Here is a 13,653-nt window from a genome sequence, read left to right on the forward strand (position 1 = left end):
TTTTTGGGCCAGGAATCTGCCTCCTGGCTTTTGCCGGGTACGTTACCGGAAGGCGGTTCTGGCATTCTTCCTCCGCGCCTCGTGCCCCAAGACCCTGACTAGCCCCCTCTCTGGTCAGGGTTTTTTGTCTCTAGGCCAGTAGGCGCCGGGCGCCGGGGTTCCTTGCCGAAATGCCTATCTTTGGAAAGACAACCCCACCCACATTCCTACTATGTCTTCGCAAGCTGACGTTCTCTCGCCCAAGGCTCAGGTACAGCAAAACAAAGGCTCCCTGAATGCCGCTGGCTTCACTGACTATTACGATATCGACGCCCTCCTGACTGAGGAGCACAAGCTCATCCGCCAGAGCATGCGCGACTTCGTGAAAAAGGAGATTTCGCCCAACATTGAGCAGTGGGCTCAGCAGGCGCACTTCCCATCCGAAATCGTGCGCAAATTTGGCGAGGTAGGAGCCTTCGGGCCTACCATTCCCACGGAGTACGGGGGCGGTGGCCTAGACTACATCAGCTACGGCCTGATTATGCAGGAAATTGAGCGCGGCGACTCTGGTATGCGCTCCACGGCCTCAGTGCAGGGTTCCCTCGTGATGTTTCCCATATACCAGTACGGCTCGGAGGAGCAGCGCCGCAAGTATCTGCCCAAGCTGGCCTCCGGCGAGTGGCTCGGTTGCTTCGGCCTCACGGAGCCTGACCATGGCTCCAACCCCGGTGGCATGATTACCAAGCTGGAGGATAAGGGCGACTACTACCTCCTAAACGGAGCTAAACTCTGGATTAGCAACTCCCCTGAGTGCCAGGTGGCCGTGGTGTGGGCCAAGGACGACAATGGCCGCATCCGGGGCGTGATTGTGGAGCGTGGCATGGAAGGCTTCACCACCCCTGAAATTCATAACAAGTGGAGCCTGCGCGCCAGCATCACCGGTGAGCTGGTGTTTGAGGATGTGCGCATTCCCAAGGAAAACGTTCTGCCCAATATCGACGGTCTGAAAGGCCCACTTTCTTGCCTCGACTCGGCCCGCTACGGCATTGCCTGGGGTGCCCTAGGTGCAGCTATTGATTGCTACGAGTCGGCGCTAAAGTATTCGTTGCAGCGGGAGCAGTTCGGAAAGCCTATTGCCTCCTTCCAGCTGCAGCAGCGCAAACTGGCTGAAATGATTACCGAAATCACCAAGGCCCAACTGATGGTGTGGCGCCTCGGCATGCTCAAGAATGAAGGCAAAGCCACCTCGGCCCAAATTTCCATGGCCAAGCGTAACTCCGTAGAAATTGCCCTGGAAATTGCCCGCGAAGCCCGCCAGATTCACGGCGGCATGGGCATCACCGGCGAATATCCCATCATGCGCCACATGATGAACCTAGAGTCGGTAGTGACCTACGAAGGCACCCACGACATCCACCTTCTCATCACCGGCGCCGATATCACCGGCATTCAGGCCTTTAAGTAAGCCTTGTATTTGCTAGTTTACAACGGCCGTTCTGGAAGCAGGGCGGCCGTTTTTATTAATCGATATGACCAATCCAACAGCAGATACCTGGCGCGTGTGGCTTGGGGCGGTGACCCTGTTTGTACTATTTAGCGGCATGTATTTGTGGGTGACCTACGGCGAGCGGCCGGAAAATCATTCCTGCGCAAATCGAATAGGCCAGTTAGATACGCTCGACCAGCAAGCGTATCGGGTGGTGCAGGAATTGCTAGGCCAGTCTAACGCGCAGCCCGAAGCAGAATCAGTGACTACTTTTTATGTAGGTAAGATGCTGACGGAAACTATGCGTCAGCCGAGCCTCGCCAACCCGAGGCCTCCGCAAACGCCTGCCCTTGATGAAGCTACGCTACTAGAGTTGCACACGAAATATCAGGTGCTACGGGCTGAAGATTTGCCCTATATGCGCCAGCAGACAACTCGCTCCGCAAACTTTCGACTTCGGCCACAATGGGTACCCAGCTACAGCATTATGCCAGCAGATACAGCCAGTGCACTTTATAAAAAATACGGAGCCGACTGGTTTAGCCTTCCGGTACTGCAAAAGCGCTATCCCATTACGCATCTATTTAGTCTAAGTAAGCCTTTGCTTTCCTGCGATGGGCAAACTGCCATTGTAGAAATAGACTACCGGTGTGGGGGCAAATGTGGCCTAGAAAGAATATGGGTGCTTCAGCGCAGAAACGGGAAATGGTATAAAGCCAAAGAATTAGGGCACACCATATATTAGGTAAGGTCGAGTGGCTTCTGAAAGAGCAACGCCGCCTAATAGTTGGGCGGCGTTGCTCTTTCTTCTTTTATAAGGCTCTACTTCACCATGGCGGCGTCCTTGGCCGGGAAGTCCTTGCGGAACATGTATTTCACGGTGGGGCCTTCCTGAAGAGTGTTAATCAGCACCCACCCATTTGAGCTCAGTTCATTAATCTTCCTGATTTCGGCCTGATACACCATGTTGCGTGTGTACCGGGCCCGGCGCTGATTTAAATTACTGGAGTCAATAACTGCCGCTTGCGAGACAGAGGCGTTGACTGTCTTCTTCGGAACCGTCCAGCCAAAGAGTCGAAACTCTTCCGTCTTGAACGTACCGTCGGGCTCAATAACTGTCAAAGATGGGTAGGAGGTATTGTTGTCAACTTCCGCACCTTCCCGCACGAGCATGAGGTATTTAGAACTTGATTGTTGGGCATATGCTGCACTAGAGGCCAGTGCTAGGCCAAGCAGCAGAGTAACATTTTTCATAAAGATTTGAGAAAGGTGGGAATAAGGCCTAGAATGAATTAAGTACTATATACGAAGAAACGAATGATTTAAGGTGAATAGGTAAGTAGCCAGTCTGTATGAGAAGTACAGACTGCTTGACTGGTAGATACTCAAGCATAACAAACCAAGAAAGCCAGCTCGTATACAGTTGATTTCCACTCCAATCTACTGAGCTATGGATACCAACGAGAAGCATGAAAACGCCGAGTCGCGGCGGCAGGAGCGCCGGGAGCACGACAAGGAAGAGTACCGTAAAGAGGGCATCGAAATGGGTCAGGAGGGGCCTAACCCCAACCTAGGCCACCACGAGCGCAGCCGCACCGGCGACGGCCGTTTCGTGCCCGATAGTGAGGCTGACAGCGGCTCAACCGACGGCATTGCCAAAACTATAGCCGGCTCGGGCGGCAACAACGGCGGCCGCTACCACTCCCTCGATGAGGTGAAGGAAAGCAACGTAATGGGCTCGAATGAGGGTGGTACCACCGGGGCAGCCCAAAGCCGGGAGCCGCAACTACGCACTCCCAGCGCCCAAACTTCCCACACCAGTAAAGGCCCACAAAGCGGAGGAGAAAGCACTAGCCAAGGCAGCAAGAGCGGCAATCAGAGCTAAAACTAACAGCCCCTTCTCACCTGAGAAGGGGCTGTTAGTTTTAAGGGGAAGTGGCCTAGCGCAACTCATGAAGAAACGTGTTGCACCAGATGCTACAGCGTGGTCAGCAGCCGATTAAAATAAGCGGGTCCGAGGTATAAGCCAGACTACTTTTTTTCCAGATAATAAATTGTCTGGCTGAAAATGGTATTGCCGCCGCCAACTACGTCGCTAGGAGCTACGCTTACCAGATGCCAGCCGTCGGCGGTGTATTGATTTACGGTAGCCATTGCGGCCTTATGCACCTCCGTCATGTTAGCGGCCATCTGCTTAGGGCTGAAGCGGCTAAAGTCAATTTCTTTTACTTGTTCTTTGCCATCGGGCGACACGGTAACAATGCTGGCTTGGGCATTGAAGCCCAGCGACACACGGGAGATAATCATCATGTAGCCGTTAGCAGCCGCTGCGGGGGTAGGAGCAACAGGATGAGCCGTAGCAGTAGGCGCAACAGTTACGGCGCTGAGCAGCAAGGTTAAAAGAAGGATAGAGGTTTTCATCAATAGAGAAAGTGAAAAGAGGTAAAAAAGCTTCAAAGCAGCCATGCAAAGCGTGGAGCTTTGGCCAAAAGTATTCAATGTGTAAGTAGAAATAACTGAATGAGCAGAAGTCTAGCGCAGCTCGTCAAACGCATATTGCCCGGTGCTCCAGAACTCATCTAGTGCCATAATGCGCGGTTTGAAGAACGAGATAAGTCTAGGCCAGTCGTCGCGGTTAAACAGGTTGGCGGGGCGCAGCTCCTGGTAAATCCGGCTAATAGTTTGGCCATTGGCATCTTCGGCGGCGGGCTCCCAGGTCCACTGCTCGCCCAAGGTTTCGTGCAGCACCAGCTTTAGGGCTTCAAACTGTTCAAAAAACAGTTCTCGAATGCCCGCGTCGGGGTGGGTGAGCTCGATGCCGATAGTGGCGTGGCGGCCATCGGCCTGCATGCGGAAGTACACGTGCTTGAGGCCGGTCTTGTAGTTGATCCAGTTGGTGGGTACGCCTTCGGCGGAAGGTACCGGCTGCATGTATTGCCCGAAGGTGGTCCAGAAAGCTTGGCGGAGTTGGGTAACTTCAGTTTTGCTATACATCGAAAAGGGAGGGGCCCGCGGCAGCGCTAGGCCTGTTTGGGTGAAGGCAGCAGAGAGCTACCGGTATGCGTGGCAAGCAAACGCGAAAGATCTGCTCGTTCCGATGTTATTTTACGGCGTCACATCCTCTTCCGCTATGCCTACGTCTTCTCCCGAACCACTGATCTTGCTGGAGTGCTTAGTTGCCGGTACCACCCACCGCACTGGCCTACGTGAGATGGAACCCCACTTACAGCCCAACCAAGGCTTGGCCCTGCAACGGGAGCCCGACAGCTCCTACGACGATTGGGCCGTGCGCGTCTACACCACCGGCCCCAACGCTTTCTGGCTTGGGTACTTGCCCGAAGGCCGCAATGAAACCGTGGCGCGGCTGCTGGATGCTGGCTATCCGGTAGTGGCCCGTCTTACTCATAAGGCGTGGGAAGAAGATTGGCTGCACCTGGAAATTGAAGTGCTGTTAGAGCGGGCTTAGTCGGCTGGTGGCCTAGAGCAGGTCAGCTAGCGCCATTACTTCTTCGCGGGCCTGGGCAATTTCTGGTGCGTCGGGGAAGGTGTGCTGTACCCAGCGGGTAAAGCCGGTTACCATCTCGCCCACAGCTTGGCGGTGGCTAGCCGGTGCCTCATCGGTAGTGGCGGCCTCAACATCGGGGGGCAACGTCGGGAACAGCTCTTCCAGTCCAATGCGGGTCATGATATCCGACACGAACACCATGCCGCACACCTGCATGCCCTGGTATAGCTGAATTAGCTCGGGCATGGTCAGGGAAAGCTGCTCTTGCGCGTGCGCGCGGCCGAGGTGTTCTATTAGAGGCTCCAGGGCTTCGGGCTGCAGATTTTTCAACTGGCCAACGGCCCGCATGAAGGGGTGGTCGGCGGCTTGCGGCAGGCTGTGCACCAGCAGTAGCGAGAGGCGCAACATCTGCAGCTGCGGCTCGGAGAGGCGCAGGTTGGCAACTGGCGGCACAGGAGCCGGAATGTGGGCAATATACTGGGCAAAGGCTTCCTCAATCTGCAGGCGGTGCAAGCCGAGCGAGGCGGCCCCGGCGGGAGCAGGCAAATGCTCTTCCAGCGTGGTAAGAAAGGCTCCACTAAGCTCCAGGCAGTAGGTGTTTAGTGCCATCAGTTGCTCTTCCTGAATGTGCATTTGCTGCTGCACGTAGGCCAGCACAGGCACAGCCAAGGAGGTTTCCAGCGTCAGACGACCCAACAAAAGCAAATGGTATAAGGAGAGAGGCTCGGTGTGCAGGGCCGCCAACAGGGCCGTATGGTCCTGAATGGCATTTAGCCGCTGAATGTCGGCCGATTCTAGGCCAGTCAGCTGATGGAGCCGCTGGGAGTATTCGGTGGTAGGTCGGCTGAGAAGCTCAGCCGCGGCCATCCCGTGCAGACTCAGGCAGTGAGCCAGTTGGTCGTAAAAATCAAGGGGGAGAGCGTCGAGCCAGGAAGAGGAAGGAGAGGGCATGCGGTAACAGCGGATGAAGCCGCAAGTTACGGGCGCAGCAATAGCAAGTTACTGTCGGGCCACTCACCTCGGGTTCACAGGCCACGCACCGCCTTGCAGGTTCTGGCCTAAGTGGGGCACTACGTTAGCGGCGAAGCAGGGTATAGGCCAGGCGCAGGGCTAGGGCTGGGTGTACCTTGCGTTGCACGCCGGGGTCAGGCGTTTTGCTGAGGAAATTCTGCTCGGGGGCGTCGTAAAGGTAGTCGCCGGCCCGCTCGTTTTGAGTGGTGTACTGGGTTTCAATGCGCCGAAAACCCAGGCCAAGGGCTGCATCTACCCAGAACCGCTGGCCTAGCCGGCGCATCATACCGGCTTTTAAAGCACCACCGTCAATGGTTTTCTCAATGTGAGCCCGCTCATAAGCCCTGAACTCGCCGTTGCGGTAAAAGTTACCCTTGTTCAAGTCGTACTCCTCGGGCACATAAAACCCTTCGGCGGCTACGTACCATTGTTTCTGCTCGGTGCGCGGGAAGTAGAAGCGCGCCTCGGCCTTAAACTTCTGATAGCGCATATTCTCCTTCTTGATGTTCCAGTTGAACAAGTGCAGCGGCGTAAACCGGAATCCGTAATCTAGCTCAAGGCCTACGCGGGGCACCGGCCGAAACTCGGCCCCGAGCAGCAAGGCGCTGGTGCTGGGGTCAAAGAGCGTAAGTGGGGCTAGTTTCACAAGCAGCCGATCGGTGGGCTGGGGGTGAGGCGTTACCGTTTGAGCCGTGAGTTGGTGGGAGAGGGCCACGCTGGCCAGCAGAAAGTAGAAGTTGCGCATCAACAGATGAGGTAACAGACTGGCCTAAACGGAGCAGAGGCTGCCCGAAAATAGCAAAACTGCCAATACGTGCCTAGAGAAGCAGGCGGTGAAGTGGTTATAAAGTGCGTATTGCTAATCATATTAGTTAAAATAGAATTTGGACAATATTTTTTGCTAAAGAAGGGACAAAGCCCGCCGTTCGGGTGTTATCTTTCGACAAACAGAACCGACTTACGCTTATGCGCGAACCGTATATGACGGGTAGCAACGAACATTTCGACGCTACCGACCGAGACATTGACAAGGCCTTGCGCCCGCTTTCCTTCGATGACTTCACGGGACAGGGCAAGGTGGTCGAAAACCTGAAAGTATTCGTGGCGGCCGCCAAGCAGCGTGGCGAGGCCCTTGACCACGTATTGTTGCACGGGCCTCCCGGCCTGGGCAAAACCACGCTCTCGCACATCATTGCCAATGAGCTAGAGTCGGGCATTAAAATGACCAGCGGCCCAGTGTTGGACAAGCCTTCGGACCTGGCCGGCCTGCTCACGAACCTAGAGCCCAACGACGTACTCTTCATCGACGAGATTCACCGCTTGAACCCAGTGGTGGAAGAGTACTTGTACTCGGCCATGGAGGACTACCGAATCGACATCATGCTCGACTCGGGTCCGAATGCTCGTTCGGTACAGATTTCGTTGTCGCCCTTTACGCTGATTGGGGCTACTACCCGCTCGGGTATGCTCACCTCGCCGTTGCGGGCCCGCTTTGGTATCAGCTCCCGCCTGGAGTATTACGACTCCAAGCTACTGACCAGCATTGTGCAGCGCTCGGCCGAGATTCTGGGCACGCCTATTTACGAGGATGCCGCCTTTGAAATTGCGCGCCGCTCGCGTGGCACGCCGCGTATTGCCAACAACCTGCTGCGCCGCACCCGCGACTTCGCCCAGATCAAGGGAACAGGAACCATCACGAAGGAAATTGCCCACTTTGCCCTGAACGCCCTCGACGTAGACCAGAACGGCCTCGACGAAATGGACATCCGCATCCTTACTACCATCATCGACAAGTTCAAGGGTGGCCCCGTAGGCCTGTCTACCATCGCCACCGCTTGCGGCGACGAGGCGGAAACCATCGAGGAAGTGTACGAGCCCTTCCTGATTCAGGAAGGCTTCATCAAGCGTACCAGCCGCGGTCGTGAGGCTACGGAAAACGCCTACAAGCACCTTGGCCGCCCAATGCCCCAGCACTTGCGCGGTAATGAGGCCACGGGGGAGTTGTTCAGCTAAGCTGTAGTTGCTGAACGAAAGAGCCAGAGAGTAGTATTTCATGCTACTCTCTGGCTCTTTCGTTTTTATTGGAGGCATAATAAATATTCTATTTGATGTGATATAGAGGCGTGTCTTTATATCTGTCATTTACATTACTTGCTCTAACTAAAGAGGGTGCCCGTTTTCAGAATGACGCATATAAGCCGCGCTAGGATAGTAACGCTCTATAAGCGGGCTACTTACTGCTATACAGTGCCTATTGTGCTTGTACTGCTGGCACTGGTAGGTGTTGGTGAGGACATAGTGTTAGGAGTTTTATTTCTGAGCTTGTTCCCGCTTGCAGTAACTGGCTTGGTGTATACAGTGAAAGCTCTCCGACTTGCTTCAAAAAGCAACGACTACGAGAAAAAAGATGTTGGCTATGCTAACCTAGTGTTAGGACTGATCCTAGCTGGGTTCGGGTTACTAGCGCTTGGTTTTGCTTACATGATGACCAGCCGTTAGCCAAAAAGCTGCTAGGCCACTTGCTATCAGCCCTGAACGGAATAGATATCTTTGTGGTCCGCTACCGCCAATCATCATGCTACCCACCGCTCATTATACTGCTTTTATTAAGCGCCGCGCGGCGGAGTTGGGCTTTATGTACTGCGGTATCTCGAAGGCTGACTTTTTGGAGGAGGAAGCGCCGCGGTTGGAAAACTGGCTTAACCGCCAGATGCATGGGCAGATGGCCTACATGGCCAACCACTTTGACAAGCGTCTCGACCCGCGCCTGCTAGTCGACGGAGCTAAGTCGGTGATTTCGCTGTTGCTGAACTACTACCCACCCGAGAAAACTCAGCAGCCCGACGACACGCTCAAAGTCAGCAAATACGCCTACGGCCGCGACTATCACTTTGTCATCAAAGACAAACTCAAAACCTTGCTGCAGGACATGCAGGCGGAGATTGGGGAAGTAGGTGGTCGTTGCTTCGTTGATTCGGCGCCGGTGCTGGACAAGGCCTGGGCCAAGAAGAGTGGCCTAGGGTGGGTGGGCAAGAACAGCAACCTCATTCGGCCCGGCGTGGGCTCATTTTTCTTCATTGCCGAGCTGATTGTTGACGTGGAACTGGCCTACGATGGCCCCATCAAAGACTACTGCGGTACCTGCACCAAGTGCATGGATGCTTGCCCCACCGGTGCCATCACGGAACCCTATGTGGTAGATGGCAGCAAGTGCATCAGCTACTTCACCATAGAGCTGAAAGATCAGATACCGCGCGAAGTCGAAGGCAAATTTGGCAACTGGGTATTCGGCTGCGACATCTGCCAGGACGTGTGCCCCTGGAACCGCTTCTCGAAGCCCCACCAGGAACCGCAGTTCAATGCCCATCCTGGCCTCAAAGACCTTACCGTCGGTGATTGGCGCGAAATCACGCACGAGTTGTTCTCTGAACTGTTTCGGCAATCTGCGGTGAAGCGCACGGGCTATGCGGGCCTTACCCGCAACATCCGTTTCGTGACCGGCGATGAGAACACTCCCAGCATACCACAGGAGTAGTGGCCTAGCCGACGTATCCAAAAACGAAAGCCCCCGTCCGGCCCGCCCAGAGTTGCTGAGTAGCAACTGAGGCGGCCCGGACGGGGACTAGTCAGGTTGTAGGACGGTGCGAGGGCCCTACGCGGTCTGTACGAACACGCGGTTCAATATGCGGCGATACACCGTAGAGAACTGCTGGTAGCACCAGGATTTCAGCTCCGACAACTCGGCCGGAACTAGCATTCGTAGAGCTTTGCGCAATTCCTTTTCGAACAAGATCTTGTCGAAGCTCACTTTGAGCAGAATGGTTTTGGCGTACTCAAGCATGGCGAAGTGGGTTTTGGAAGGCAGGTATTAATAGAGCGGTTAGGAAATGTGACCTGCTATACGCAAACCTTAAAAAAAGGCTATTGTAGAAAGGGACATTTTCTAGGGTTTATAGAAAGATACAAAAGATTGTTTGCAGGATACAAGCAAACGCTTGTTAGTAGTTCCAAGGCAAAGAATTTGTAATGAAAAAAGGAACGGTTTTACCGTTCCTTTTTGTTGTAAGCCGCTTTTTTACCCTCTTTACTAATTGATGAATTCTTGCCTAATAGATGAACAGGCTCACCACTTCAGTAGCTGTTAGCCCATCTAAAGGTTCATCAAAGGCCTCGGCTACCTTGGCTAAAATGGCCGCCTGCGAGAGGGGTGGCTTGGCCACGTTAATCGGCAAATTGTCCACGAACGGAACCAGATTGTTGCCGGCCAGATATTGAGTGAAGCTGTCCTCGCCAGCGTAGGCTTTGGCTGCTACCGAGCCGGTTGTGGCAATAGGAGCATCACTGGGGCTGACCCAGCTTTTAACAGTTGCACCCCGCTGCCGCCGCATCGTGCGGATGTGTGAGGCATGTCGCGCCTCCACCGAGTGCGCCCGCACAGCCGACTCCAGCAAGAAGTTATCAAACTGGATGTATTCTACCTGGCCTTTATACGCGCGTACGCCAGTATCTTCCAGTAGCTGAGCTACCCGCAAGAAGGTATCAAAGTTGGTGAACACATCAGGGTATAACGCAGCTTGTGCGCCATTTTTGCTGCCCGTAAAATCAAAGCGAGGAGTGAGGTCAAGAGTGGCCCCAGCGTTTACGAGTAGGCGGGTAAACAATGCCACGTGTTGCTGCTCGTGGCCCTGAATGGTTTGAATAGCCGCCTGGTTTTCCGTGGTGCCGAAAAAGCTGAGTGGTTGCTGCAGTGCCTGCGTATAAAACGCGTTTTCGAGCTGTTCTAAGGTCAAGGCTAATTTCAGCACATCCTGCACAGTTCGGCTGTCGCGTGCGACTGCGGGCTGGGGCAGCGCTGTCAGTACGGCGGGCAGCGCGGCGGTACCAGCCTGAGCCAGTCGGCGGAGTGCCGTGCGGCGTGGGCCCGTTAGCGTCAGGCTTTCGGTATCGGTTTCGGCCAAGCGGGCCAGCAGTTTCAGAAAATGCATCCGGAAGAGCAGCTTATATAGTAGGGAGGGAGGAGGCCACGATAGTAGCGGGCACAAACTTGGCAATCAGCTCAACCACCTCCAGAGGCGTTTTAGCCGTGTCGAGGCCAGCCGCGTCACCAGAAGCGGTAATTACGTCGGTAGCCGCGAAAGAGCCCGGTTGAGCTTGGTCGCGCACGAAAGCGGCGTGCCGGGCTTCTACTGAAGCAATTTTGGCCAGCAGGCGCAACGAGGTAACGTCCGTAATAAGCTTGGCAGCCCCATTATAAGCGGCCACGCCCGTGTCCTCCAGCGTGCGCGCGGCAGCATATACTCCCGCCCGGGTAGTAAGGGTAAAGGATGAGAAATCAAACGTTAGGCTGGTGCCCGCCGAGTCGTAGGCATTGGTGCCTAAGGCATACCGGAAAAACTCCCGGTGAATCACTTCATGGTCGCGCAGGTCAACGAAGGCCGCTTTATCTTCAGCCGTGAAGTCAGATGGGAAGGCGTCAACTACTTTCTGGTAAAAGGCCGCCTCTAGCTGTTCCAAGAGGTAGGCGTAGTTGAGTAACCCATTGTCGCCGCTACCTAGGGTCAGGCTAGGAGTAGAAGAAGTTGGCGTGGGGTCGTTATCATCGTTGCAGCCAGCCAGTACCAGGGTAGAGGTAGCTACGGTGGCACCTACCACACGAAAAAACGAGCGGCGACGCAGCGTACGTGCCAGGAAAGAATTAGAAAATAGTGGCTCAGACATGCGTAAATTACTCAGCGGGCTCATCTTAGGTGCCCGGCAGCGGGCGCCTGATAACAAATGTACTCCGATAAACCGGGATGCACTAAATAGCAGAGCCCCAAGCCAGGGGAAAGGTTGCGTAAAACGAGGAAATGAAAAAAGGGACGACCCATCTAGGTCGTCCCTTTTTTCATTTCCAGTACGTAGGCTACTGGCCTAGAATTTTACTACTGAGCGGGCAATGTTGGTTACCGTGGTGCTGTCGAGACCTTCGTCGAAAGCAGCGCTAACATCAGCGGCGCTGTAAGTAGCACCCAGCATGGTAGTGAGGGCCGTAATGCCGCCTTGGGCAACGTTGTCCTCGGCCGGGAAAGTGGTAGTCGGAACCCCAGCACCGTACACTGCGTCGGGTACGCCGTTAGCATCCTTATTTACAATCCAGGGCATAATGCTGGTTTGGGCACCTGCCGTGGCACCGCGGCGCATGTAGCGGATGTGGGCCGCGTGGCGTGCTTCTACGGAGTGAATTTGCAGGGCCACCGTGAGCAGGTTTACCTGGTTGCCACCCACAGTGGGGTTAAGGGTGCGCGGAATGCTAGTGGCCTGACCCTTATAAGCCCGTACGCCCGTATCCTCGAAGGCCTGAGCCAGAGTCAGGAAGCCAGCGTACGTGGTGAAGGCATTGGCGCCAAAGTCGAAGGTAGGAGCAGTGGCGGGGCTTACATTGCTACCCAGGGCCGCCGTCAGCAGGTTTACGTGAGCCAATTCATGGGCCCGGATGGTAGTGATGGCCGTGCGAGCATCACCAGTGAGCGTAGTAGAAAGCGTAGCGGCATTCAGGGCCTGGTTGTAGAAGCTATACTCCAGGCGCTCTAGCAGCAGAGCGTAGTTCAGAATGTCGTTTACCGTGGCATTGCTGTTATTCTGACCCATAGCTTTGTTGAAAGCCGAGCCAATGGCAATAGGAGCAGCCGCCAGCGCCATCTTTTTGGTCATGTCGCCGAGGGCGGTGAGAGCACTCCGGCGGTGGGTGAGGCGGTCCATGATTTCAGGATCTACCTTCTCCAGTTCAGAAATGATATTGAACAGATTCATAATGCGGGAAAGTCAGAAGTGGAAGAAGGAGAGTTATTTACCTACGTTATCGCCGTTGATGGTTTCGGTGATAAAGGGCTGGGCCAGTGTCAGCACCTCCGATACCGAACGGCGCACATCTAAGCCGTTAGCGTCTACCACGTCGCTGCCCGAGAAACTGCCGGGCGTAATCAGGTCGCGGATATAGGCCGCGTGGCGTGCTTCTACCGACACAATCTTGCCAGCAATCAGCAGGTAAGTAGAATTCTGAATCAGAGAACCGGCGCCATTATAAGCCGATACACCCAAGTCTTCGAAGGTACGAGCGGTGCTCAGTACCGACGTGCGGTCTGAGAAGTTGATATTATCAAACTTCGGAGTGAGCGAGCCGATAATTTGCGTAGGAGCCGCCGCTGTAATAGCTGCCTTGAAGAAGTCGCGGTGAATGGCTTCGTGCTGCGCAATAGCGGTAAGGGCAGTGCGCTCATCGGTTGTCATTCCGGAGAAAGGCGAGGCTACCACTCGGGCATAGAAAGCAGCTTCTAGTTGTTCCAGAGCGTAAGCGTAGTTTAGAACACCTACGTCGCCGGAGCCTAAGCTAACAGCACCAGGTTGCGTGCCATTGTTATCGTCATCGTCATCGCAGCCAGAAAGCAGCAGTGCCGTAGCACCGGCCGTAGCACCAGCGTACATGAAAAAGGAGCGGCGCTTGATTGGCGTGTAAAGCGGCTTGGCGAATTCCGCGTCGTCTCCACCTGATTTGGTGATGTTAGACATAGGAAAGGGGAAATTTGGAGTGAGAAAAAAGTAAGGGCAATATTCTTCCAGGCCGCTGTGTAGCGGCTTTTTTTGGATTTAAGCAAGTGCTTTAGGGGATTCTGATTGGAGGTACGCGAGCCCG

At 54.8% G+C, this 13,653-nt stretch carries 16 protein-coding genes; 6 read left to right on the forward strand and 10 right to left on the reverse strand.

Annotated features, from left to right (window positions below):
• The first annotated feature begins 211 nt into the window (after positions 1-211).
• A complete protein-coding gene (locus EU556_RS04685; protein ID WP_135431505.1) occupies positions 212-1,444 on the forward strand; it encodes an acyl-CoA dehydrogenase family protein in 1,233 nt (410 codons plus the stop codon).
• Positions 1,445-1,508: 64 nt separating this feature from the next.
• A complete protein-coding gene (locus tag EU556_RS04690) occupies positions 1,509-2,210 on the forward strand; it encodes a hypothetical protein (RefSeq protein ID WP_135431507.1) in 702 nt (233 codons plus the stop codon).
• 77 nt (positions 2,211-2,287) lie between these two features.
• Here the strand turns inward: EU556_RS04690 and EU556_RS04695 are convergent, their stop codons facing one another.
• Positions 2,288-2,719 carry a hypothetical protein gene (locus EU556_RS04695; protein WP_135431509.1) on the reverse strand — a complete coding sequence of 144 codons (432 nt, stop codon included), beginning with the start codon at positions 2,717-2,719 and terminating at the stop codon, positions 2,288-2,290.
• A 196-nt stretch (positions 2,720-2,915) separates the two neighbouring features.
• Between EU556_RS04695 and EU556_RS04700 the strand changes: the two genes are divergently transcribed.
• The gene (locus EU556_RS04700) at positions 2,916-3,350 is read left to right on the forward strand and encodes a hypothetical protein (protein ID WP_135431511.1); all 435 of its coding nucleotides are present in this window, start codon (positions 2,916-2,918) and stop codon (positions 3,348-3,350) included.
• 146 nt (positions 3,351-3,496) lie between these two features.
• Here the strand turns inward: EU556_RS04700 and EU556_RS04705 are convergent, their stop codons facing one another.
• Both EU556_RS04705 and EU556_RS04710 read right to left on the reverse strand, forming a co-directional pair.
• Complete coding sequence (locus EU556_RS04705; RefSeq protein WP_135431513.1) at positions 3,497-3,886, reverse strand: hypothetical protein; 390 nt, start codon at positions 3,884-3,886, stop codon at positions 3,497-3,499.
• 111 nt (positions 3,887-3,997) lie between these two features.
• Entirely contained in the window at positions 3,998-4,459 is a 462-nt protein-coding gene (locus EU556_RS04710) for a DUF4268 domain-containing protein (protein ID WP_135431514.1), read from the reverse strand.
• A 136-nt stretch (positions 4,460-4,595) separates the two neighbouring features.
• On the opposite strand from EU556_RS04710, the gene EU556_RS25970 reads away from it, so the two are divergent.
• Positions 4,596-4,931: an HIRAN domain-containing protein gene (locus tag EU556_RS25970; protein ID WP_167855447.1), complete on the forward strand. Its 336-nt coding sequence runs from the start codon at positions 4,596-4,598 to the stop codon at positions 4,929-4,931.
• A 12-nt stretch (positions 4,932-4,943) separates the two neighbouring features.
• Here EU556_RS25970 and EU556_RS04720 read toward each other — a convergent pair whose 3' ends face one another.
• Positions 4,944-5,921 carry a hypothetical protein gene (locus tag EU556_RS04720; protein WP_135431518.1) on the reverse strand — a complete coding sequence of 326 codons (978 nt, stop codon included), beginning with the start codon at positions 5,919-5,921 and terminating at the stop codon, positions 4,944-4,946.
• 124 nt (positions 5,922-6,045) lie between these two features.
• Positions 6,046-6,726, reverse strand: a complete 681-nt coding sequence (locus EU556_RS04725; RefSeq protein ID WP_135431520.1) for a DUF3575 domain-containing protein — start codon at positions 6,724-6,726, stop codon at positions 6,046-6,048.
• A 221-nt stretch (positions 6,727-6,947) separates the two neighbouring features.
• On the opposite strand from EU556_RS04725, the gene ruvB reads away from it, so the two are divergent.
• Positions 6,948-7,994 carry a Holliday junction branch migration DNA helicase RuvB gene (ruvB, locus tag EU556_RS04730; protein WP_135431522.1) on the forward strand — a complete coding sequence of 349 codons (1,047 nt, stop codon included), beginning with the start codon at positions 6,948-6,950 and terminating at the stop codon, positions 7,992-7,994.
• Positions 7,995-8,556: 562 nt separating this feature from the next.
• A complete protein-coding gene (gene queG / locus EU556_RS04740; RefSeq protein ID WP_135431526.1) occupies positions 8,557-9,516 on the forward strand; it encodes a tRNA epoxyqueuosine(34) reductase QueG in 960 nt (319 codons plus the stop codon).
• Between the two features lie 117 nt (positions 9,517-9,633).
• Here the strand turns inward: queG and EU556_RS04745 are convergent, their stop codons facing one another.
• From EU556_RS04745 to EU556_RS04765, 5 genes are all read right to left on the reverse strand, one after another.
• Positions 9,634-9,822: a hypothetical protein gene (locus EU556_RS04745; RefSeq protein ID WP_135431528.1), complete on the reverse strand. Its 189-nt coding sequence runs from the start codon at positions 9,820-9,822 to the stop codon at positions 9,634-9,636.
• A 265-nt stretch (positions 9,823-10,087) separates the two neighbouring features.
• Positions 10,088-10,966, reverse strand: a complete 879-nt coding sequence (locus EU556_RS04750) for a ferritin-like domain-containing protein (protein ID WP_135431530.1) — start codon at positions 10,964-10,966, stop codon at positions 10,088-10,090.
• A 13-nt stretch (positions 10,967-10,979) separates the two neighbouring features.
• Positions 10,980-11,699, reverse strand: coding sequence for a ferritin-like domain-containing protein (locus EU556_RS04755; protein ID WP_135431532.1), 720 nt, complete (start codon positions 11,697-11,699; stop codon positions 10,980-10,982).
• Between the two features lie 195 nt (positions 11,700-11,894).
• Positions 11,895-12,773, reverse strand: coding sequence for a ferritin-like domain-containing protein (locus EU556_RS04760; RefSeq protein WP_135431534.1), 879 nt, complete (start codon positions 12,771-12,773; stop codon positions 11,895-11,897).
• Positions 12,774-12,806: 33 nt separating this feature from the next.
• On the reverse strand, positions 12,807-13,529 hold the full coding sequence (locus EU556_RS04765; protein ID WP_135431536.1) for a ferritin-like domain-containing protein: 723 nt from the start codon (positions 13,527-13,529) through the stop codon (positions 12,807-12,809).
• Positions 13,530-13,653: the final 124 nt, after the last annotated feature.

Origin of the sequence: Hymenobacter fodinae (assembly GCF_004745825.1) — a bacterium.
GTDB classification, from domain to species: domain Bacteria; phylum Bacteroidota; class Bacteroidia; order Cytophagales; family Hymenobacteraceae; genus Hymenobacter; species Hymenobacter fodinae.